Origin of the sequence: Duganella guangzhouensis (genome assembly GCF_009674535.1) — a bacterium.
Classification (GTDB): Bacteria; Pseudomonadota; Gammaproteobacteria; order Burkholderiales; family Burkholderiaceae_D; genus Rugamonas; species Rugamonas guangzhouensis.
Map to the genome: position 1 here is coordinate 308,460 of NZ_WKJK01000007.1, position 20,329 is coordinate 328,788.

General features: G+C 64.8%; 17 protein-coding genes. 12 read left to right on the forward strand and 5 right to left on the reverse strand.

What is annotated here, in order from left to right; translation table 11 throughout:
* Positions 1 to 114 precede the first annotated feature (114 nt).
* The gene (gene solA / locus GJ699_RS15710) at positions 115 to 1,266 is read left to right on the forward strand and encodes an N-methyl-L-tryptophan oxidase (RefSeq protein WP_154377817.1); all 1,152 of its coding nucleotides are present in this window, start codon (positions 115 to 117) and stop codon (positions 1,264 to 1,266) included.
* A 6-nt stretch (positions 1,267 to 1,272) separates the two neighbouring features.
* On the opposite strand, the gene GJ699_RS15715 is transcribed toward solA, so the two are convergent.
* From GJ699_RS15715 to GJ699_RS15725, 3 genes are all read right to left on the reverse strand, one after another.
* Positions 1,273 to 2,784 (reverse strand): RICIN domain-containing protein, encoded by a 1,512-nt coding sequence (locus GJ699_RS15715; RefSeq protein WP_154377819.1) that lies wholly within the window; start codon positions 2,782 to 2,784, stop codon positions 1,273 to 1,275.
* Positions 2,785 to 2,870: 86 nt separating this feature from the next.
* Complete coding sequence (locus tag GJ699_RS15720) at positions 2,871 to 5,615, reverse strand: TonB-dependent receptor (protein ID WP_154377822.1); 2,745 nt, start codon at positions 5,613 to 5,615, stop codon at positions 2,871 to 2,873.
* Between the two features lie 306 nt (positions 5,616 to 5,921).
* Positions 5,922 to 6,890 (reverse strand): ArsR/SmtB family transcription factor, encoded by a 969-nt coding sequence (locus GJ699_RS15725; protein WP_154377824.1) that lies wholly within the window; start codon positions 6,888 to 6,890, stop codon positions 5,922 to 5,924.
* A gap of 193 nt (positions 6,891 to 7,083) precedes the next feature.
* On the opposite strand from GJ699_RS15725, the gene GJ699_RS15730 reads away from it, so the two are divergent.
* From GJ699_RS15730 to GJ699_RS15755, 6 genes are read left to right on the forward strand one after another with little or no spacing between them, the layout of a single operon-like run.
* The gene (locus GJ699_RS15730; RefSeq protein ID WP_154377826.1) at positions 7,084 to 8,331 is read left to right on the forward strand and encodes a sialidase family protein; all 1,248 of its coding nucleotides are present in this window, start codon (positions 7,084 to 7,086) and stop codon (positions 8,329 to 8,331) included.
* A gap of 33 nt (positions 8,332 to 8,364) precedes the next feature.
* Entirely contained in the window at positions 8,365 to 9,462 is a 1,098-nt protein-coding gene (locus GJ699_RS15735; protein WP_154377829.1) for a glycoside hydrolase 5 family protein, read from the forward strand.
* Complete coding sequence (locus GJ699_RS15740) at positions 9,459 to 10,574, forward strand: ABC transporter ATP-binding protein (protein ID WP_308495520.1); 1,116 nt, start codon at positions 9,459 to 9,461, stop codon at positions 10,572 to 10,574. The genes GJ699_RS15735 and GJ699_RS15740 overlap by 4 nt, the downstream gene beginning before the upstream one ends.
* The gene (locus tag GJ699_RS15745) at positions 10,571 to 11,491 is read left to right on the forward strand and encodes a carbohydrate ABC transporter permease (RefSeq protein WP_195763556.1); all 921 of its coding nucleotides are present in this window, start codon (positions 10,571 to 10,573) and stop codon (positions 11,489 to 11,491) included. Before GJ699_RS15740 ends, GJ699_RS15745 begins: the two co-directional genes overlap by 4 nt.
* Positions 11,488 to 12,330 (forward strand): carbohydrate ABC transporter permease, encoded by an 843-nt coding sequence (locus GJ699_RS15750; protein ID WP_154377832.1) that lies wholly within the window; start codon positions 11,488 to 11,490, stop codon positions 12,328 to 12,330. The genes GJ699_RS15745 and GJ699_RS15750 overlap by 4 nt, the downstream gene beginning before the upstream one ends.
* The gene (locus GJ699_RS15755) at positions 12,327 to 13,682 is read left to right on the forward strand and encodes an extracellular solute-binding protein (RefSeq protein WP_154377834.1); all 1,356 of its coding nucleotides are present in this window, start codon (positions 12,327 to 12,329) and stop codon (positions 13,680 to 13,682) included. The genes GJ699_RS15750 and GJ699_RS15755 overlap by 4 nt, the downstream gene beginning before the upstream one ends.
* On the opposite strand, the gene GJ699_RS15760 is transcribed toward GJ699_RS15755, so the two are convergent.
* Both GJ699_RS15760 and GJ699_RS15765 read right to left on the reverse strand, forming a co-directional pair.
* A complete protein-coding gene (locus GJ699_RS15760) occupies positions 13,679 to 15,085 on the reverse strand; it encodes an amidase (RefSeq protein ID WP_154377836.1) in 1,407 nt (468 codons plus the stop codon). The two genes, GJ699_RS15755 and GJ699_RS15760, sit on opposite strands and share 4 nt — an antisense overlap.
* Before the next feature lie 93 nt (positions 15,086 to 15,178).
* Positions 15,179 to 15,961, reverse strand: a complete 783-nt coding sequence (locus tag GJ699_RS15765) for an IclR family transcriptional regulator domain-containing protein (protein ID WP_154377838.1) — start codon at positions 15,959 to 15,961, stop codon at positions 15,179 to 15,181.
* A gap of 129 nt (positions 15,962 to 16,090) precedes the next feature.
* On the opposite strand from GJ699_RS15765, the gene GJ699_RS15770 reads away from it, so the two are divergent.
* Genes GJ699_RS15770 through GJ699_RS15790 form a run of 5 tightly spaced genes read left to right on the forward strand, consistent with a single transcriptional unit; the run spans position 16,091 to position 20,324 of the window.
* Positions 16,091 to 16,978 (forward strand): 4-hydroxyphenylpyruvate dioxygenase, encoded by an 888-nt coding sequence (locus GJ699_RS15770; protein ID WP_154377840.1) that lies wholly within the window; start codon positions 16,091 to 16,093, stop codon positions 16,976 to 16,978.
* A complete protein-coding gene (locus GJ699_RS15775; RefSeq protein WP_154377842.1) occupies positions 16,971 to 17,816 on the forward strand; it encodes a shikimate dehydrogenase family protein in 846 nt (281 codons plus the stop codon). The genes GJ699_RS15770 and GJ699_RS15775 overlap by 8 nt, the downstream gene beginning before the upstream one ends.
* Positions 17,813 to 18,700 carry a sugar phosphate isomerase/epimerase family protein gene (locus GJ699_RS15780; protein ID WP_154377844.1) on the forward strand — a complete coding sequence of 296 codons (888 nt, stop codon included), beginning with the start codon at positions 17,813 to 17,815 and terminating at the stop codon, positions 18,698 to 18,700. The genes GJ699_RS15775 and GJ699_RS15780 overlap by 4 nt, the downstream gene beginning before the upstream one ends.
* Complete coding sequence (gene aroQ, locus GJ699_RS15785; protein ID WP_154377846.1) at positions 18,697 to 19,143, forward strand: type II 3-dehydroquinate dehydratase; 447 nt, start codon at positions 18,697 to 18,699, stop codon at positions 19,141 to 19,143. Before GJ699_RS15780 ends, aroQ begins: the two co-directional genes overlap by 4 nt.
* A gap of 14 nt (positions 19,144 to 19,157) precedes the next feature.
* Positions 19,158 to 20,324, forward strand: a complete 1,167-nt coding sequence (locus GJ699_RS15790) for a multidrug effflux MFS transporter (protein WP_195763557.1) — start codon at positions 19,158 to 19,160, stop codon at positions 20,322 to 20,324.
* Positions 20,325 to 20,329: the final 5 nt, after the last annotated feature.

A 20,329-nucleotide genomic window follows, 5' to 3' on the forward strand; every position in this document is an offset into this window, starting at 1 on the left:
CCGGTATCATCAAATGATCACCGCATATGATTATTTGAGGAGCGTGCGATCACATTAACGACATGCTTGATGTGGAAACGTTACTCGGTTATGAGCTTATAACGAAAGGACTACATGCATTACGACGTGATCGTCATCGGCATGGGCGCGTTCGGCGCGGCCACGCTGTATCAGCTGGCCAAACGCGGCGTGCGCGTGGCCGGCATTGATCGCTATTCGCCACCGCACAATCTGGGTTCCAGTCATGGCGACACGCGCATCACGCGCCAGGCCATCGGCGAAGGCGCGGCTTATGTGCCGCTGGCGCTGAACGCGCACCGCATCTGGCGCGAGCTGGAGGCACGCAGCGGCGAGTCGCTGTTCAATGCGTGCGGCATGCTGATGTTGAGCGACAGCCGGCAAGCCACGCGCGGCCACGGCACCACCGATTTCGCCGGCCAGACGGCGGCGCTGGCACAGCGCTTTGGCATCGCGCACAGCGTGCTGGATGCGCAGCAGATCCGCCAGCGCTTTCCACAGTTCAGCGGTTATGGCGAACACGCGGTAGGCTATTACGAACCGGGTGCGGGTTATGTGCGGCCGGAGCGCGCGATTGCGGTGCAACTGGCGTTGGCGCGCGATGCCGGCGCGGCGCTGTATCCGGATACGCAGATGCTGCGGCTGGAGACGTTCGAAGGCGGCGTGCGCGTACATACCGCTCAAGGCACGCTGACTGCGGGCCGCGTCATCAGCTGCGCCGGCATGTGGAACGGCAAGCTGCTGCAGGACCGCTATGCGAGTTATTTGAAGGTGTCGCGTCAGAAGCTGTTCTGGTTTGAGCTGGACCAGCCGGCGCTCTACGCCGGCGAGGCGCCGGTCTACATTATTCTCGATGCCGATGCGGACAGCTGCTATGGCTTCCCGCCGCTGCCCGGCGAGAACGCGATCAAGATCGCGGCGGAAGACTATGAGGACAGCGGCGATCCGGATCTGCTGCAGCGCGTCATCAGCCAGGCCGAAGCCGACGCGATGTACGACAAATATGTGGCGCCGCGCATGGCCGGAGTGTCGCGCCGGCTGCTGAAGTCCAGCGTGTGTGCTTACACAGTGACGCCGGACTTCAACTTCCTGATTGACGAGCATCCTGCGCTGCCCGGCGTGACCGTGGTGTCAGCCTGCTCGGGCCACGGCTTCAAGCATTCGGCCGCAGTGGGCGAGGCGCTGGCGATGCGTTACTGCGGCGAAGACGGCGCGGCCGATCTGTCGTCGTTTACGCTGCCTTCCTGAGAATATTCATGGCGATGGCTGCAACAGCCAACGCTGGCAGTCGCCGCCCAGCCACTGCCATTGCTGGACGTTGCCACCGGCCGCAGTCGAGCAGGCGTCGACATCCAGCACCAGGCCACTGTTCCTGGACACTAGCCGGAAGTAGCCGTCGCCAACTGGTTCGGGGTGCCACGCCTGGCATGCCGCGCCGTTGGGCGTCCACTGCTGGACGTTGCCACCGTTGGCGGTCGAGCAGGCGTTGACATCCAGCGCCATGCCGCTGTTCATGGCGGTCAGCACGTAGTAGCCGTTGCCCTGATTTTGCATATTCCAGCGCTGGCAGTTGGCGCCGTTCGGCGTCCATTGCTGTACGTTGGCGCCGGCTGCGGTCGAACAGGCGGCGACATCCAGCGCTAAGCCGCTGTTTTTCGAGATCAGCGTGTAGATGCCGCTGGCGACCGGGTTGTCCATCGGTCCGGTGGCGAATTTGATCGAACAGCCGACATTCACCAACTGATACAACTGCGTGCCATCGGTGGACGGCAGTAGCTGCGTGGTGTAGCCGTTGCAAACATCGCTGCCGCCGCTGGTGGCCGCCGACAGCGGCGTCGCGCCTTCGGTCCACTGTCCCACGCCGTTATTGGTGTTGAACATGTAGGTCTGGCCGTTGAACGCAGCCACGCTGTTGTCGCTGTTGCGGCGTAATACCATGCCGGTGACCAGCAGGCGGCCATTAGTGCTGCCGTCGTTATACCAGCGCACGGTGGGTGTCTGCGCGAAGTGATTGCCGGAGGTGGACTCGATGCGCGTGCCCAGATTGGATGGCGTGCCCCAGCTGACGCCATCGGCCGAGCTGCGGATATAGGCGTCGCAGTTGGAGCCGCCGCATACCTCGTAGGTCATCACGTAGCTGCCGTTCGGCAGGCGCGCCACCAGCGGCATGCCGGGACGCTGCACATTGCCGTCGCTGATGCCGACTACGACGGTGTCCCCGCTCCAGGTGACGCCGCCATCGTTGGAAATGCGCTCCGCGATCAGCTGATTGTAGCCGCTGCCCTTGTACTCCTCGCTGGAGTAGTACATCACCAGCCTGCCGCTGCTGTCGACCGCGAACTCGGCCTCCCACACGCCAGTGGTACCGGTAACGGGCGTGGACAGCAAGGTCCAGCTATGGCCCTTGTCGGTACTGCGGTAGATCTTGATGGTGTGCGCGCTGCCGTTGGTGGTGGATGTAGTCCACAGCAGCGCGCCCTTCGGCGTGCCGCCCACCGCCTGCGGCATTTCATACAGGCCGCTGCAGCAGTGTCCCGGTTCGCTCAAGGTGATGGTGGCGATCTGGGTCCAGTTGGCGCCATTGTCGGTACTGTCCCAGATGGTGCTTTGGGTATTGCCATAGTCGAAAGCGGCGATCAGGCGGTTCTCGGTCGATAGCCGCAGCAAGCGCGGATAGAAGGAACTCTGACTGCCCAGCGTTACCGCCGCATGAGCGTCCAGCCAGCACAATAGCGCCAGCAGCGCTGCGAAAAATCGGGTCTTCATGGTGTATGTCTCCTTTTTTCAGAGTGAAAAAAAAGGCAGGGGATGGCCCCTGCCGAAAGTACTACACTGGATCGGTTGAAACGGCGTTACAGTTTGAAGCGCAGGCCCAGCGAGTAGGTGCGCGGGTCATAACGGATGTCGCGGCCAAACTGCTCGTAGCCGCTATAGCTCTGGTAAGCGGAGTTACTCAAGTTCCAGGCGTTGAATTGCAGCGATACGTGCTGGTTGAATTCATAGCCCACCGAGAGGTCGACCTGATTACGCGCCCGCACCATATTGGTCGCCGGCAGCTGGATGCCGCCGTTGTTGAGCGACTCCACATACTTGTCGCGGCGGGTGAAGGCCAGCCGGCCGCTGAAGCCAAACTGCTCGTAGATCAGCGCCAGGTTGGCGTTCTTCTTGGCGACGTTGGTCAGCGGCGTGATGGTGTAGTCAGTGCCATTCAGCGTATTGGCGCTCTCGGTATGGCCGTTGATCCACGTATAGTTGGCCTGCACGCCCAAGCCGGACAGCGCGCCAGGCAGGAAGTCGAGGAACTTCTGCGCCGACAGCTCGTAACCATACAGCTTGCCCTTGCCGGCATTCTGCGGACGGGTGATGGTGTACTGCTGGCCGTCGATGCTTTCCACCTGCGAGAACGACTGCAGATAGCCGTCGATGCGACGGTCGAACATCGCCACCGAGACGTAGCCGTTATTGTCGAAGTAGCGCTCCAGCGTGACGTCGAGCGCCTTCGATTCCACCGGCTTCAGATTGGGATTGCCGGCGCTGCCGTAACCGGGGCGGTTGACGGTGGCGGGCGTCAGCGCCAGCGCCGGATTGAGCGAGGCGAAGTCCGGACGGGTCACGGTCTTGCCCCAGCCCAGGTGCGACATCCAGTTGTTGGCCCAGTCCACCTTGGCGCTCACGCTCGGCAGCACGTCGGTATGCGAGGTGCTGGAGTCGATGTCGGTGATCACATCGCCGATGCGATTGCTGCCTTTCAGGTCGCGATCGAGCCGGCTGACGCGCACACCCGCCAGGCCAGACACGCCCACCGAACCGACGTCGAAGCCGTAGTTGGCCATGCCGTAGGCGGTGTAGTTTTTCTCGGTCTGCTTGAACAAACGGGTAGGATCGTCCGGCAGGCGGCCCGCCGGCAAGCCATAGTAGGCGCGCAGCTTGTCGCGGTTATCGAGCAGGAAGTTCATCGCCGGCGCTGCATAGGCGCCACCCAGGCGGTTCACACCCGGCACCACGTCGTTGAACGAGGAGCCGAACACGCTGACCGGAACCGGGCGCACGCCGTTGGGCGTATCGACACCACCTTCGGCGCCATGGTATTCAGCATCGCGCGACGACAGGCGGATACCGCCCACCAGCTTGTTGATGATGCCCTGGTTCAGACGGTAGCTGACGTCGGTGCGCCACTGCGCCTGACGGCCGATGCTCTCTTCCCACGACTGGAAGAAGCCGCGCAGCACATACTGATTCGGATCGGCCGCCGCGTTCGCGCTGGTCGGTGTGCTGACGGAGAAGCCGCCATGGCCGCTGTCATCCAGGCCAATCACGTGCAGGGTCGCATTTGGAATGCTTTGGTCGACGATGATGCGGTCGTCGGAGTAGCGGGAATAGGTAAAGGCCAGATCGGTGGTTACCTGCAACGCGCCATCCTTGTACTTGCCGCCCAGGCTACCGTAATAGGTATTGGTTTTCTGCTGGTGGGCCTGGGTACTGGTGGCGGTGTACGGGGTGCTGCCATCGGCCGCCGCCGTCACGTCGGCGGAAGCGATCGGGCAGGCGTAGCCACGGCTGGTGTTGCAGTAGTCGCCGCCCGGCGCCACCACCACATTGGTGGCGCTGTAGCCATCGCGCGCCACGCCAAACAGATAGTCGTCGGCAGTGCGGCCGCGATAGCCCATGTAGATTACCTGGCTATTCAGTTCCAGCTTGTCGTTCGGCTTCCATTGCGCCGCGCCGTGCAGCTGCTGGCGTTCGCGCTCGCCGTAGCCGTAGACGCCACCGGGGAACGGCATGATGGCGGCGGTGGTGGTGCCGCCCTTGGCCTTTTCCGCCGCCAGGTTAGGATTGCTGGGATCGTCGCGGTAGGCGGTGCCGTCGGCGCGCACCTGCCACAGGCCGGCACCGCCCGGCTCCGCAAACCATTGGATAGGATTGACGAAACGGTCCTTCACATAAGTACCGTCCAGCAGCAGGCCAACGTCGCCATGGTCGGTCTTCCAGCGGTTGGACACCAGTCCGCCCAGCGAGGGATCGGTGTGCTGGTCGGCGTTGGTGCCGCGCGGATGCAGGTTGACGGCATCGGCAAAGCCGGACACGCTCAAACCCTTGAAGTCGAACGGCTTGCGCAGGCGGACGTCCATCAGACCGGCGATGCCGCCCTCCTGCTGATCCGGCGTCGCCGATTTGTACACGTCCAGTCCCGCCACGCCTTCGATGCGCAGATCCTGGTAGGACAGGCGGCGGCCATCGCCGGTGAAGATCTCGTTGCCGTTGACGGTGGTGGCCAGATCCGGCAAGCCGCGAATCAGCACCGTATTGACTTCGCTGGACGTGCGGCCGACCTGCACGCCGGGGATGCGCTGCAGCGCCTCACCCACCGAGCGGTCGGGGAATTTGCCGATGTCTTCGGCGTTGATCGAATCGACCACCTGGTCGGCGGTGCGCTTGATGTCTTCGGCCTTGCGCACGCTCTGGCGGATGCCGGAGACCACCACGGTGGTGCCCTCGCTGCTGGTGTCGGCGGCAGGTTGCTCCTGCGCCCATGCCGGTGCGCTGGCCAATACCGTCAGCAAAGCCGCCGCGAGCGGCGTCCTTTTGAACTGTTGCATGTCTGTGTCTCCACTATTTGTATCGGACGACTGCTCCCATGCCGATCCGGTATGCCCTGGCGAGCTACAGATACCGGATGCATCCAGCGCGTTGCACGGCGCGTCATCGCTTTATGAATTTTTGTTATGGGCGGGTACTGTCGCAAATTTATTTGCGATAGTGCCCCTGGTAACGCTGCAATAGTGAATGCATTTCTTTTTTATTTCAATAATATTTGCGACTAATGGCGAAATATCATGAAAAAAGGGCCGGAAATTTAATTCCCAGCCCTTAGCAACAACAAAACTTGTTGGATAAATGCCACCCTAGCCGTTTTTGGGCGATACCGGAACCGCTACACCGGAAGGAAATTCAAAGCCCAGCTTCATCACGATGTCCTGCGGGTAGTTGCCGAACTTGCGGCCGAACAGGTTGAGGCCACCCTTGTTGCGGGCATCGTCCTTGACGCCGATCCGCACCCGGATGTGATTGGCCTGTGCCAGCTTCAGATCACCGATGGTGGTGGCGCCAAGCGAGACGCCGTCGATCATGGCGCCACGCTCGCTGACGCTCCAGTGTTTCAGCATGCCGTAGGTGGTGCCTTCGATCTGCCACCACGATGGCGTGAGCAGCGCCGGCTTGCCGCCAAAGTCGCCGGGCGAGGTCCAGGTTCCCACCTCGACGTCGTTGATCCACAGCGTGATATCGGATGGCCAGTCCGGATTGTAGTTGGGCGCCTCCGAGCACAGCTCCATCGACAGCGACAGTTCGGTGGTCACCGCGCCGTACGGCACATTATTAGGGAAGGCATATTCCACATGGCCCGCGCCAAACCACAGCAGCTGGGCGTTGACGTGTTCCGGCTCGAAGAAGGAGCGCGGATCATCCAGCATGCCGATGATCTTGGTCTCGCTGACCAGGCCACAAGTGGGACTGGCCTCGACGCTGCGGTAGCTGCCGATCGGCATACTGATGGTGACGGTGTTCTGCTCCGCTTCCACCGCCGCACCGGGCAGGCGGATGCGCACCTCATCGTAGCGCTTGGAGCACAGCTTCTGGATGCCGCGCGTGCCCGGTTCGGTCTCGACCACCACCAGGCCGACCGCTTCCAGCTGGTTGACGTTGAAGCTGACGGTGGAATGCGGCAGGTTCATGGCGGCGGCCAGCTCCGACAGGTTCAGCACCTTGTGGGTCAGCAGCCCGAGCATGGCCTGCCGCGTGTCCGACGACAGCGCCTTCACCAGCGGCAGCACCGCATCCCCCTCCACCAGCAACGCCCGATTTCCTGCATCCATGTAGCGACCTATTCCTCTGAAAAATTTTGTTGGTTCACTGTGCGTGAGCACCATGTCAGCATGATACCGCGTGGTGAAATCGCCAGCCGCTCAAAATTTATAACAAATATTGTTGTCACTAATGATGAATGTTGCGATAATTAACTCACAAAAAAATTGGTGACATTCAAATTCCACCACAACAGGAGACTATATGAACAACCGTTACGGCAGGTTTGCCGTGGCCGCGCTGTGCGCGAGCCTTGCATTGAATTTGAACGGCTGCGGCGGCAGCGGCGTGATTGCCAGCAGTGGCAGCGGCGGCACCACCGCCACCACGCCGGTAGCCAATGCCGGCACGCGCGGCACGCTGATCGCGGACGCCTTCGGCGCCTATCCGCGTTTGGTGCGGCAAAGCCATCACGCCAGCGCCGCGCTCAACGGCCGCGTGCTCGCCTCCATGCAGTCGACCGAGAGCGGCCAGTCGGTCGGCGCCATTTACGCCAGCGGCGACGATGGCCTGAGCTACAGCCGCATCGGCACCATCGCCGATCCGGATTTCAAGGGCGGCCATTGCTGCGCCGCCTTGTATGAGCTGCCGGTGAAGATCGGTGCGCTGCCGGCCGGTACGCTGCTGTATGCCGCCTCGGTCGGCCAGGAACGCACGGCACCGATGGAGAACCGCATCTATCAAAGCGCCGACGGCGGCGTCACCTGGAATTACCTGTCCCTGTGCGGCAAGGGCCGCATCGCCAAGAACAGCAAAGACCCATCCGGCATCTGGGAGCCGGAATTCGCCATCGCCGCCAGCGGTGAGTTGATGTGCTACTACTCGGACGAAACGCTGGCCGGCCATTCGCAGATTCTGGTGGAAGTCAGCAGCGGCGATGGCGTCAACTGGAGCGCGCCGCGCACCATCGTCGCCGGCGACGATCCCAATGCGCGTCCCGGCATGGCGATCGTGCGCCGCCTGCCGTCCGGCGCTTACCTGATGACCTATGAGAACTGCTACGCCGGCCCGCTCGATTGCGCGTTGCGCGCCAAGCGCTCCGCCGACGGCATCGACTGGGGCGCCGCCAACGATCCGGGCTTCCGGCTGGAGACAGCCAGCGGCCAGTTCTTCCGCCACGCGCCCACTTTCACCTGGGCCCCGGTGGCCGGGCAGCCGAACGGCATGCTGATCGCCATTGGCCAGATCCTGTTCGACAAGAACGGCGTACCCGATGCCGGCAATGGCAAGACCATGTTCACCAACACCAGCGCCGATGGCAGCGGTGCGTGGGCGGCGGTGGCGTCGCCGCTGGCGATTGCTGCGCCGCCCAGCGTCACCAACTGGTGCCAGAACTATTCCAGCCCGCTGCTGCCGTCGGCCGACGGCAAGCGCCTGCTGATGCTGCAAACCGACGGCGGTGCCGACCAAAGCTGCCGCACCCGTTATGGCAGCGCCGCACTGACGCCCTGATACGCTCCTCCAACCTGACCAAGAAAGCACACGATGACTACTGCAATCGCCACGCCCGCCGTTCCGCAAGCACCACTGTGGAGCGCCCCGCGCGCGCATGCCTGGTACGCACAACAGCCGCGCATCCTCGGCGCCAATTTCATTCCCGCCAGCGCCATCAACCAATTGGAGATGTGGCAGGCCGAGACCTTCGACACTGAGCGCATCGACCTGGAACTCGGCTGGGCCGCTGGTCTGGGCATGAACACCATGCGCGTGTTCCTGCACGATCTGCTGTGGGCGCAGGATGCCGAGGGCTTGAAGCAGCGCATCGACACCTATCTGGAGATCGCCACCCGGCATGGCATCCGCACCATGCTGGTATTATTCGATTCGTGCTGGGACCCGCGTCCCGCGCTGGGCCGCCAGCGCTTGCCCATGCCCGGCATTCACAACTCGGGCTGGGTGCAGAGCCCTGGTGCGGCGCAGTTGGCCGATCCGGCCAGCTATCCGGCGCTGCGCGCCTACGTCGAGGACATCGTCACCAGCTTCGGCCAGGACGACCGCGTGTGGTGCTGGGACTTGTGGAATGAACCGGACAACCAGGGCGGCGGCATGGGCTACTACCTGCAGTTTGAAGCAAAGGACAAAATCGCGCTGGTGGCAAAACTGCTGCCGCAGGTGTTCGGCTGGGCCCAGGCTTGCGCGCCGCAACAGCCGCTCACCAGCGGCATCTGGTTCGGTGACGACTGGTCGCCCTCCTCCACGCTGCTGAACGATGTGCAGAAGGCGCAACTGGCGCTGTCCGACATCGTCACCTTCCACGATTACAGCTGGCCGGAGAAATTCCTGGCCCGCATCCGCCAGTTGCAGGCGTACGGCCGGCCGCTGGTGTGCACCGAGTATATGGCACGCGGCATGGGCTCCACCTTTGACAGCACGCTGCAGATCGCGCGCGCGGAAAGCATCGGCATGATCAACTGGGGCTTCGTGGCCGGCAAGAGCCAGACCAATATGCCGTGGGACTCGTGGAAAAATCCCTACACCTTCGCGCCACCTTCGGTGTGGTTCCACGATGTGCTGCACGAGGATGGCACGCCCTATCGCGCTTATGAGGTCGAGCTGCTGCGGCAGCACGGCACGGCCAAATGAAGATGGCGCATGAACTGGCGGGCATCGAGTGGCGCGACGTCAGCAAGCGTTATGGCCAGAACACGGTGATCCCGAACTTCAACCTGTCGATCGGCGCCGGCGAGTTCATCGCCCTGCTCGGCCCTTCCGGCTGCGGCAAGTCGACGCTGCTGCGCATGCTGGCGGGGCTGGAGCCGGTTTCCAGCGGCAGCATCGCCATCGGCGGGCGCGATGTCACCACGCTGCCGCCCGGCCAGCGCGGCATCGCCATGGTGTTTCAGCAGTATGCGCTGTATCCGCACATGACGGTGCGCGACAATATGGCGTTCGGTCTGCGTAACATCCGCATGGCTGAAGCCGAGATCGCGCGCAGGGTCGAAGCCGCCGCGCAGATGCTGGAGCTGCAGGCACTGTTGGAGCGCAAGCCGGTGCAGCTGTCCGGCGGCCAGCGCCAGCGGGTGGCGATCGGCCGCGCGGTGGTCAAGGAGCCGCTGGCCTTTTTGTTCGACGAGCCCTTGTCCAATCTCGACGCCGCGCTGCGTACCCGCACCCGGCTGGAGCTGGCGCGCCTGCACAAGCGGCTGGGCGCGACCATGCTGTTCGTCACCCACGACCAGGTGGAGGCAATGACGCTGGCTAACCGCATCGTGGTGCTGAATCAGGGCCGCATCGAGCAGTTTGCGGCACCGATGGAGCTGTATCAGCGGCCTGCCACGCGCTTTGTGGCCGGCTTTGTCGGCAGCCCGGCGATGAACTTCCTGCCGGTGACGCGCAGCGCCGATATCGATGGCTGCTGCGCGGTGACGCTAGCGAATGGCGTTCTGCTGCGCACCAGTGTGCCGGCGCTGGACGCGGTCAGTGCGGCGGCCGGCGCGGCGCCGATGGAACTGGGCTTGCGGCCGGACGCCATCGTGCCCGCCGCCGACGGCCAGCTGCAAGGCGTGGTGGAAGTGATCGAACGCCTGGGCGACCGCACGCTGTTGCATGTGCAACTGGCGGACGGCCTGCTGGTGGTGGCCGATGCGCCGCCGCGCGCGGCCGAGCCGGCGATTGGCACCAGCATCCGTCTGCGGCTGGAGCTGCAACGCGCTCACCTGTTCGACGCGGCGGGCGCCGCGCATCATCCAGCATGAAGCGCGACCTGCCCTCTTCCCTGCTGATGGCGGCCCGCCGCAGCCACGGCGCCAGCTCCTGGAGCGGCTTGCTGTTCATCGCGCCGTTCCTGCTGTGCTATCTGGTGCTGCTGGCCTGGCCGCTGCTGCATGGTCTCTGGCTCAGTCTTCACGCGATCGACCTGCTGTCCAATCTGGGCCGCTGGGTCGGCGCCGTCAACTTCGTCGATCTGCTACAGGACGAGATGTTCGTGCGCTCGGCCGGCAACACGGTGCTGTTCGCGGCCCTGTGCACGCCGGCCATGGTGATCACCGGGCTGGCACTGGCGCTGGCGCTCAACCGGCCGGGCCGCGCCACCGCCATTTTGCGCGGCGTGTTCTTTGGCGCCGGCGTGCTGTCGGTCACCATCGTCACGCTGGTGTGGCGGCTGGTGCTGATGCCGGAGCGCGGCATGCTGGCCAACTTCGCGCATGGCGTCGGTCTGGATTCCGGCGCGCCGCTGACCAACGAGTGGCTGGCCTTGCCGATGGTGGCGTTGGCCACGGTGTGGTGGGGCATTGGCATGCCGATGATGCTGTTCCTGGCGTCGCTGCAGCAGATCCCGCAGGATGTGTACGAGGCGGCGGCGCTGGACAACACCAGCCGCTGGCGCAGCTTCCGCCACATCACCCTGCCGGCCATCCGTCACAGCGTGGTGCTGGTGGCGGTGACGCAGCTGATCGCCCAGTTGCAGGTGTTCGGCCAGGTCCAGCTGCTGACGCAGGGAGGTCCGAACAACAGCACCCGTTCGCTGGTGATGTTTGTCTACGAAGCCATGTTCGAACAATGGCAGCTGGGTTACGCCGCCGCCGGCGCGCAGGCTTTGTTCCTGCTGATGCTGGTGGGGATGTCGCTGCAAGGCTGGCTGGAACGCCGCGCCGGAAAGGTATCGTCATGAATCCGAATCTGAGCAACCGCTGGGGCAACCGCGTCATCTTTGGTGCCACCGTGCTGGCGGCCATCGCCTGGGTGGCGCCTCTGCTGTGGATACTGGCGCTGTCCTTCAAGCCGAATGAGCTGCTGGCGCAGCGCACCGACATTCTGCTGGCGCCACCGTACACGCTGAAGAATTACAGCGACATCCTCGGCACCTCGCTGGTGTTCCGCTGGATCGCCAATTCCTGCGTGGTGGCGTTCGGCCAGACGGTGCTGGTGCTGCTGCTGTCGTCGCTGGCCGGCTACGGCTTCGCGCGCACTGAATTCCCCGGCAAGACCTGGCTGTACCGGCTGGTGCTGGCCGGGTTGGCGGTGCCGCAGACGGCGGTGGTGATACCGCTGCACCGCATGTTTGCCGACTGGGGGCTGCACAACAGCTATCCGGGGCTGATCCTGCCCGGACTGGCGGCACCGTTCGGGGTGTTCCTGATGACGCAGTATTTCAGGGCGATTCCGCGCGACCTGGAGGAAGCTGCGTTGCTGGACAATGCCTCGCGTTGGACCGTGTTCACGCGCGTGATTCTGCCGCTGTCGCTGCCGGCGCAGGCGACGTTGGGGATCGTCACTTTCCTCAGCGCGTGGAACGACTATCTGTGGCCGCTGATTTCGGCCACCCAGTCCGACCACTACACGCTGACGCTGGGCCTGGCCTCGACCCAGACCAATTTCGCGCAATCCGAAGGGCTGGGATTCCTGATGGCGCAGGCGGTGTTCGCGGCGGTGCCGGTGCTGGTGTTGTACGCTTTCTTCCAACAATATATCGTCGCCGCGGTTGCCGGCGCCAAGGTACGTCAAGCATGAGACTCATTCCTGTAGCGGCGCTGGCCTGGATGCTGGCCGCCGCATCGATGCCGGCGGCGGCGACGCCGGTCGATATTTCGTTCGCGCGCTTCTTCGGTTCCTGCGAAGCGGATTACGGCAAGTCTACCGACACCGCGCACGCCAGCGGCGAGTGCGGCATCATCACGGCGCTGGTGAACAAGTTCAATGCCACCAATCGCGAGCAGATCACAGTGCATACGCAGGTGGTGGAGCATGGCTCGTATTACAGCCAGCTGGGGGCGCGCATCGTCGGCCGCGATGTGCCGGCGGTGGCGATCCTGCACAGCTCCGCGCTGAACGATTTCGTCAAGCGCGGTTTGATTGCGCCGCTGGACGATGAGTTCCGCGCGGCCGGCATCGACGTTGCCGATTTCACGCCGCAGGCGCGGACGGCGGTGACGGTCGATGGCCATCACTATGCGCTGCCGTTCGATACCCATTCCTGGCTGTGGCACATCAACGTCAATCTGCTACGGCGCGCGGGGCTGACCGGCAAGGATGGCAGGCCGCTGCTGCCGCATACGCCGCAGCAGATGCTGGAGCAGGCGCGCAAGTTCAAGGCCGCCACCGGCAAGCCGTATTTCATCTGGCTGACGGATAACGATCCGGCCTTTTTCCCGCGCATCATGCTGACGCTGATACGCCAGCAGAACGCCAGCCTGTTCCCCAACGATGACTTCCATATCGATCTGCACAGCCCTGTGGTGCGGTCGACGGTGGCGCTGTTGCGCAGCATGTATCAGGAGGGGCTGACCACGCGCGGCAATGACTACGGCGCGGCGCTGCAGGGCTTTGCGGCCGGCGAAGGCGCGGTGATGGTCAACGGCACCTGGATCATCGGCGATCTGCTGCGGCAGTCGACGCAGCCGGGCAGCGCCACCGCCGGCGGCTATCTGGCAGTGCCGTTTCCGCAGTTGTACGGTCAGGGCGCGGTGTGGGCCGACAACCATGTGATGGTGCTGCTCAAGGGCGGCACGCCGGATGCGCGCAGCCGGCATGCGGCGCTGGCGTTCCTCAAGTTCCTGTACGACGAGGGTGGCGTGTGGGCGCGCACCGGGCAGCTGCCGACCCGCAGCTCGGTGATCGAGTCGGCCACGTTCAAGGCGCTGCCGCTGCGCGGCGAGATCGCCAGTATTTCGCGCGATGGCGTGGCGCTGCCGATCGAGGTGGCGCGCCAGGCCATCGTCAGCAAGACGCTGGGCGATGCGATGACGTCGGTGATCGTCTATGGCGCGGATCTGGATCGCAGTCTGGCGCGCGCGGAGACCAGCATCAACCGCATGCTGGAACGCGATGCGCAGTTCCAGGGCGGGGTTGCGGCGGCGCGCTAGATGGCGGCTTCGATGCGTTTGGCGGCGGCGAACAACGCGGCTTCGGCACCGGGGGCGCACAGCACCGAGATGCTGGGCGGCAGGCCGGTGGCCGGATCGCGGTGCTTCCAGGCCGGGATGGCGATGGCTGGCAGGTCGAGGTAATTGCCCATGGTGTGGGCGGTGAACATGCCGTTGACGCCGGGCTTCAGCGATAGCTGGTTCATGCGGCCGTGCGGCGGCGGCAGCAGGCCGAGGGTCGGCAGCACGAGGACGCCGTCCTTGCCCAGCATGGCGTGGTAGTGGGCGCGGGCGGCGGCGAAACGGGCCGCCAGCCGGTCGACCTTGGCCGCGCTGCGCGGCTTCAGCAACGGTGCGATCAGGGTCCAGCGCAGCAGGCCGCTGTCGATGGTCGGTTTGCCCCGCAGTTGCGCCAGCAGTTCCTTCAACGGCGAGTAGCGGCCGTGCTGCGGCGAGGATAGCAGGCGGGTCCAGGTGTCGGCAAAGTCGTCCAGAATCAGCTTGGGGATTTGCAGGTATAGCTCGCGGGTGTCGGCGAAGTCGCTCGACTCTGGGCGATAGCCGGCCACCATCAGCGCGCTGCGGGCGGCGGCCAGTGCGGCCGAGATGCAATGGTCTTGCATGCGTAGCGGCAGTCCCTCCGGCATCAGCAGGCGCCCGCGCGCGTCCGCTGCCGCTGCAAGTGGCTGATCGGCGATCACGTTGTAGACCAGTTCCGCGTCGCGCACGCTGCGCGTCAGCGGGCCTAGCGCCAACCAGCTGCGGGTGTGGCCGGTGACGACCGGCCAGGTGCCGCGTAGATCGATGGCGTTGGAATGCGGTTTGAATCCGACCACGCCGCAGAACGCGGCCGGGATGCGGATCGAGCCGAGGATGTCGGAGCCGACGCCGAACACCGAGCTGCCGGAGCCCACCAGCGCGCCCTCGCCGCCGCTGGAGCCGCCGGCCACGCGGCTGGTGTCGAGCGGATTGCTGGTGCGGCCGAAACGCGGGTTGCTGGATTCCGCCGTCATCGCGAACTCCGGCACGTTGCTGCGGGCGATGACGATGGCGCCGGCGGCTTTGAGGCGGCGCACGATTTCGGCGTCCTGCCGGTGTGCTTCGGGCGTCATGCGGATCGAACCGGCGGTCACCTGTTCGCCGGCCAGGCCGAAGGTCTCCTTGACGCTGAACGGCAGGCCAAACAACGGCAAGGCGCGATCGCCGCTCTGGTCCAACCGGCGCGCTTCGGTCAGCGCGGCGTCGGCGAAGATCTGGGTGGCGCCATTGATGTGCGGCTGCGTGTGCGCCAGCCGGTCCAGGTGCGTGCGCACCAGTTGTTCCGAGGTGAGCGCGCCGGCGCGCAATGCCGACAACAGGCTGACCGCATCCGCGCCGCTGCGGTCCCGATTCAAGTTTTCCATAGGCTGTTTCGAGTAGTGATCGGATCATTATGCGAGCAGCGCCGGCACGATGCCAGCATTACATCCGAGGGCGGCCTCTAGCCGCGCAGCGCGCTAAATCCACAGCATGACGGTGTTGGCGGTGGCCTGTAGCGCCGGCACGCAGCGCGCGGCGGCTTCTGCGCGCGAGCAGCTGGCGATGCTCATCGAGACCGACAGCGCGCCCACCAGCTCCCCGCGCCGGCTTTTGATCGGCACCGAGATGCCGCGCATGCCGACTTCGTACTGGTTTTCGGTGACGGCGAAGCCGTCCTGGCGGATGGTCAGCAGTTCGCGCCGCAGCGCGTTCTTGTCGGTGACGGTCATGTGGGTGTAGGCCACCAGTTCGACCCGCTCCAGGTAGGCGTGCAGTTCCTCTTCCGGTAGTCCGGACAGCAGCACGCGGCCGGCGGTGGAGGTGTAGGCCGGCAGCCGGGTGCCGGGATCGAAGCCGGGCGCCAGCAGGCGCGGCGCGTTGACGCGGCTGACGTAGACCACGTCGTCGCCTTCCAGCACCGAGTAGTTGGTGGATTCCTGCAGCTGGGTGGTGAGGCGCTGCAGGAACGGCACGATGGCGCGCGGCAGGCGCGCCGAGTCGAGATAGGAGTGGCCCAGCGACAGCACCTTGGGGGTCAGCCAGAACTGGTGGCCGTCGGTCTGCGCCATGCCGACGTGGACCAGCGTCAGTAAATAGCGCCGCGCCGCGCTGCGGGTCAGGCCGACCTTGTCCGACAGCTCACTGGCGCTGAGCCGCACCGATTCGTCGCTGAAGGCGCGGATCACTTCCAGGCCCTTGACCAGGCCTTCGATGACGTCGCGCTTGGCGACTTCGACATCCTGCAATGCTTGTTTTCTCATACATTTTTGCCATTTTGCGCGATTATCGCGCACTACAGGCGATTATCGCATTATTTGCGGTTTACGGCCCTGTTTTTCGGCCCGGCGCTTTCCTACACTCGTTAGCACATGCATTCAAGCGAGGAGATCATGAAAGCACAAGAAATCCATCCCGAGCCGAATAATCCGCTCGGCATCGACGGGATCGAATTCATCGAATACGCCAGCGCCGAGCCGCTGGCGTTCGGCACGCTGCTGGAGCAGCTGGGCTTTGTGGCGACCGCGCGCCACCGCTCGCGCGAGGTGACGCTGTACCGCCAGGGCAGCATGAACGTGATCGTCAACGCCGACCCGCGCGCGCTGCAGCAGTCCGGCACCGAGCCGCGTTCCACCGTGGTCAGCGCGATCGCGCTACGGGTGCGCGACGCCGATGCCGCCTACCGCCACGCCATCGATCAGGGCGCGTGGGCGATCCAGACCCGCGCCGGCGTGATGGAGCTGAACATCCCCGGCGTGCATGGTCCGGGTGATTCGATTCTGTACTTCGTCGACCGCTTCCGCGATTTTTCCATTTACGACGTCGACTTCAAGCCGATTCCGCATGCGCCGAGCAGCGCGCCGGCGCTGGCCGAGCTGCACTTCTTTGGCGTGGTGCAGGCGATTGGCGCCGGCCGCGCGCCGGAGTGGATCGCGTTCTATCAGCAGCTGATGGATTTCCATCCGCTGCCAGAAGGTCGCTACTTCGGCGTGGTGCCGAAAGGGACGCTGCTGGAAAGCCCATGCCACAGCTTCTATCTGCAACTGGTGGAGCCGCCGGAAGGCGCGGCCGGCCTGCAGTGGGGCGAGCAGCTGATCCGGGTGGCGTTCGGCGCGCCGGATGTGCCGGCGGCGGTGCGCGCGCTGAAGCAGCGCGGCATCGTGTTCATCGACCGCGAGCCGGCGCAGGCCAGCGAGAAAGGCGCGTTGACCCAGTTGTATAAAGGCGGTGTCAGTTTCGAGCTGGTGGCCAGCCAGTTGAAGGAGAAGCAGCATGATTGAGATTTCCGGAACCACGCGCATTTTCCCGGTGATCGGCTGGCCGGTCGAGCAGGTGAAGGCGCCGGCGCTGTTCAACGCCTATTTCAAGCGGCATAACATCGATGCGCGCGTGGTGCCGCTGAAGATCAAGCCGGAAGCGTATGTGGAAGCGGTGCGGATGCTGATGTCGTTCGAGAACGTGGGCGGCATCTTCGTGTCGATCCCGCACAAGCCGGCCAGTGTGGGCGCGGTGGAACACGCGACGGCACGGGCGGCGCTGGCGGGATCGTGCAATTCGATCTTCCGCGCCGCCGGCGGCGTGCTGACCGGTGATCTGATCGATGGCGAGGGTTTCATTCGCGCGTACGACCGCACTTGCGCCGGCCAGGGGCCGAATCCGGCGACGTCGCGCGCGCTGGTGGTGGGTACGGGCGGCGTTGGCTGCGCGATCGCCTATGCGCTGGCGGAGCGCGGCTTCTCGGAAGTAGCGATCTGCGATACCCGCGCCGAACAGGCGGCGGCGCTGCAGGCGCGCTTGCAGGCGGCCTTCCCGGCGGTGCGGATTACGATCGGCACGCCGCACGCGGCCGGCTATCAGGTGGTGGTCAATGCGACCCCGCTGGGCATGCACGCGGATGACATGGTGCCGATCGATTTGCGCGGCGTGTCGACCGATTGCATCGTGGCCGATTGCGGCATGAAGATCGAGATGACGCGCTTGCTGCGTCAGGCCGAGGAGCTGGGCTGCCGCATCCAGAAGGGCAAGGAGATGCTGATCGAGCAGGCGCCTTTGTATCTGGAGCACTTCGGCTGGCCGGGTGTTTCGTCCGACGAATTCCGCGCACTGGGGGCGTTATGAATCTCTCCAACTTCGGCATGGACAGCATTACGCTGGCGGGGCCGCTGGAAGCCAAGCTGCGCGCCTCGAAGGCGCTGGGTTTTTCGCAGATCATGCTGTGGGCGCGCGATCTGGCCGGCCATCCGGGCGGGCTGGATGAGGCGGTACGCATCGTGCGCGCCAGCGGCGTGCGCGTGACCGGCATTCAGGTGATGCGCGATTACGAGGGTTTGAGCGGCGCGCTGCACGACTACAAGTTCGATATCGCCAAGGAGATGCTGCGGGTGTGCCAGGCGGTGGGCGCACCGTTGCTGATGGTGTGTTCGACCACGTCCAGCCATGCCAGCGGCGACATCAATCTGATCGCGCGCCAGCTGTCCAAGCTGGCCACGGCGGCGGTGCCGCTGGGGGTGCGGGTGGGCTTCGAGGCGCTGTCGTGGGGGCGTCATATCAATCAGTATGAACAATCGTGGCAGGCGGTGGAGCTGGCCGACCATGCGAATCTGGGCGTGGTGATCGATTCCTTCCACATGCTGGCCAATCGCGCCGATCTGGATGGTCTGGCCGATATCCCGGCGCACAAGATCGCGATGGTGCAGCTGTCGGACTTCATGTGGCGCGAAATCCGCAGCGCGGAGGAGCGGCTGGAGACGGCGCGCCATCTGCGCGTATTCCCCGGCGAGGGTGCGCATTCGACGGAATTGGCCGATCTGCTGCGCCGGCTGGATCGTGGCGGTTATCGCGGCGATTACAGCTTTGAGGTGTTCAATGACGATTATCTGCAGTTGGCGCCGGAGATTGTGGCGGCGCGCGCGCATCGTTCGGCCAAGTGGGTGACCGATCAGGTGCTGCGGCGCAGCCTGGAGGTGCGCCGTCCGGTGCACGGTCAACCGGAGATGGCATGAGCAAGCGGGTACTGGTCCTGAACGGGCCGAATCTGAATCTGCTGGGGCAGCGCGAACCCGGCGTGTATGGCGCGCAGACGCTGGCCGATGTCGAGGGTTTATGCCAGGCGGCTTGCGAGCGTCATGGTCTGGCACTGGATTTCCGGCAGTCGAATCATGAGGGTGTGCTGATCGACTGGTTGCACGAGGCGGGGGCGGCGCAGGCGCGCGGCGAGCTGGCGGGGGTGGTGTTCAATGCCGGCGGCTATACGCATACCTCGGTGGCGCTGCACGATGCGATCAAGGGCGCGCAGGTGCGGGTGATTGAGCTGCATATCTCGAATGTGCATGCGCGCGAGCCGTTCCGGCATCACTCGTACCTGTCGCCGGCGGCGGCGGGAGTGATGGCGGGGTTCGGCGTGAATGGCTATCCGCTGGCGATTACGGCGTTGGCGGGGATGTGATGCGCGCGCCGCCGATGGCATTGGTTCTGGTTCTGCTGCTGGCCACGCAAACCGTGGGCAGCGATTTGTATCTGCCGGCGTTGCCGCAGATCGCGGCGGATCTGGGTCGTGCCAACGGCGAGGTGCAATGGACGTTGACCGCGTTTGTGCTGACGTTCGGACTGGCGCAGCTGGCGGCGGGGCCGCTGGCGGATCGTTATGGCCGGCGTCGCACGCTGTTGTGCGGATTGGGCTTGTATAGCGTGGCCGCCTGGGGCGCGGCGCTGACGTCGGATTTTGGCGTGCTGCTGGTGAGCCGCGCCTTGCTGGGCGCCGGCACGGCGGCTTGTGTGGTTGGGGCGCGGGCGGTGATACGCGACAGTTATCCGGGCGCGTCCGGCTTGCGCGTGATGGCGCGCACCATGACCGGCATGGCGGCGATCGGCGCCTGCGCGCCGCTGCTGGGTGGCTGGGCGGCGCAGTATCTGGGCTGGCATGCGGCCAATGCGGCGGTGGCCTGCTTCGGCATGCTGGCATGGCTGACGGTGTATCGCGGGCTGGCGGATAGCCATGTGCGCAGCGCGGGCAGTGGCGTGGTGGCGAGTGGCGGCTTTGGCGATTTTCTGGCGACGCCGCAGTTTGTGTATTCGTCGCTGTTGGCGGGCTTGAGCTACAGCGGTGCGCTGGTGTTTCTGGTGCTGTCGCCGTTTGTGTTCATCAGCCAGTTCGGCATGTCGCGTGTGGCGTATGGGCTGTTGCCGGCGGCGTGCACGCTGTCCTTCCTGTGCGGGACGGTGTTGTGCCGGCAGGCGTTGCGGCGCTGGAGTGTGCCGCACACGGTGCGCATCGGCGCCTGCCTGTCGCTGCTGGGCGGCGCGGCGCAACTGGCGCTGTGGCGCAGCCCATGGCATTCAGTATGGACGCTGGCGATTCCGCAGTGCGTCTTCATGTTGGGGCACGGCTTTCACCAGCCGTGCGGACAGGGTGGCGCGGTAGCGCCCTTCCCGTCCAAAGCTGGACGCGCGGCCGCGCTGTCCGGTTGCATCATCACCGGCCTGGCCTTCATGGCAGGCCAGCTGGCTTCGGCCAGCACCTGGCCACCGGCGGAAACGCTGGTGGCCTGCATGGCGGGCCTGAGTGCCCTGATTGGAGTGACGGCCTTCGGGGCGATCCCGAGGGCTTACAGGTTGGCCACGCCATGACATAA

Coding starts and splice junctions, on each gene's coding strand:
- solA (WP_154377817.1), top strand. CDS start 115: ATGCATTACGACGTGATCGTCATCGGCATGGGCGCGTTCGGCGCGGCC.
- GJ699_RS15755 (WP_154377834.1), top strand. CDS start 12,327: ATGAGACTCATTCCTGTAGCGGCGCTGGCCTGGATGCTGGCCGCCGCA.
- GJ699_RS15760 (WP_154377836.1), bottom strand. CDS start 15,085: ATGGAAAACTTGAATCGGGACCGCAGCGGCGCGGATGCGGTCAGCCTG.
- GJ699_RS15750 (WP_154377832.1), top strand. CDS start 11,488: ATGAATCCGAATCTGAGCAACCGCTGGGGCAACCGCGTCATCTTTGGT.
- GJ699_RS15725 (WP_154377824.1), bottom strand. CDS start 6,890: ATGGATGCAGGAAATCGGGCGTTGCTGGTGGAGGGGGATGCGGTGCTG.
- GJ699_RS15780 (WP_154377844.1), top strand. CDS start 17,813: ATGAATCTCTCCAACTTCGGCATGGACAGCATTACGCTGGCGGGGCCG.
- GJ699_RS15770 (WP_154377840.1), top strand. CDS start 16,091: ATGAAAGCACAAGAAATCCATCCCGAGCCGAATAATCCGCTCGGCATC.
- GJ699_RS15720 (WP_154377822.1), bottom strand. CDS start 5,615: ATGCAACAGTTCAAAAGGACGCCGCTCGCGGCGGCTTTGCTGACGGTA.
- GJ699_RS15790 (WP_195763557.1), top strand. CDS start 19,158: ATGGCATTGGTTCTGGTTCTGCTGCTGGCCACGCAAACCGTGGGCAGC.
- aroQ (WP_154377846.1), top strand. CDS start 18,697: ATGAGCAAGCGGGTACTGGTCCTGAACGGGCCGAATCTGAATCTGCTG.
- GJ699_RS15715 (WP_154377819.1), bottom strand. CDS start 2,784: ATGAAGACCCGATTTTTCGCAGCGCTGCTGGCGCTATTGTGCTGGCTG.
- GJ699_RS15730 (WP_154377826.1), top strand. CDS start 7,084: ATGAACAACCGTTACGGCAGGTTTGCCGTGGCCGCGCTGTGCGCGAGC.
- GJ699_RS15745 (WP_195763556.1), top strand. CDS start 10,571: ATGAAGCGCGACCTGCCCTCTTCCCTGCTGATGGCGGCCCGCCGCAGC.
- GJ699_RS15775 (WP_154377842.1), top strand. CDS start 16,971: ATGATTGAGATTTCCGGAACCACGCGCATTTTCCCGGTGATCGGCTGG.
- GJ699_RS15740 (WP_308495520.1), top strand. CDS start 9,459: ATGAAGATGGCGCATGAACTGGCGGGCATCGAGTGGCGCGACGTCAGC.
- GJ699_RS15735 (WP_154377829.1), top strand. CDS start 8,365: ATGACTACTGCAATCGCCACGCCCGCCGTTCCGCAAGCACCACTGTGG.
- GJ699_RS15765 (WP_154377838.1), bottom strand. CDS start 15,961: ATGAGAAAACAAGCATTGCAGGATGTCGAAGTCGCCAAGCGCGACGTC.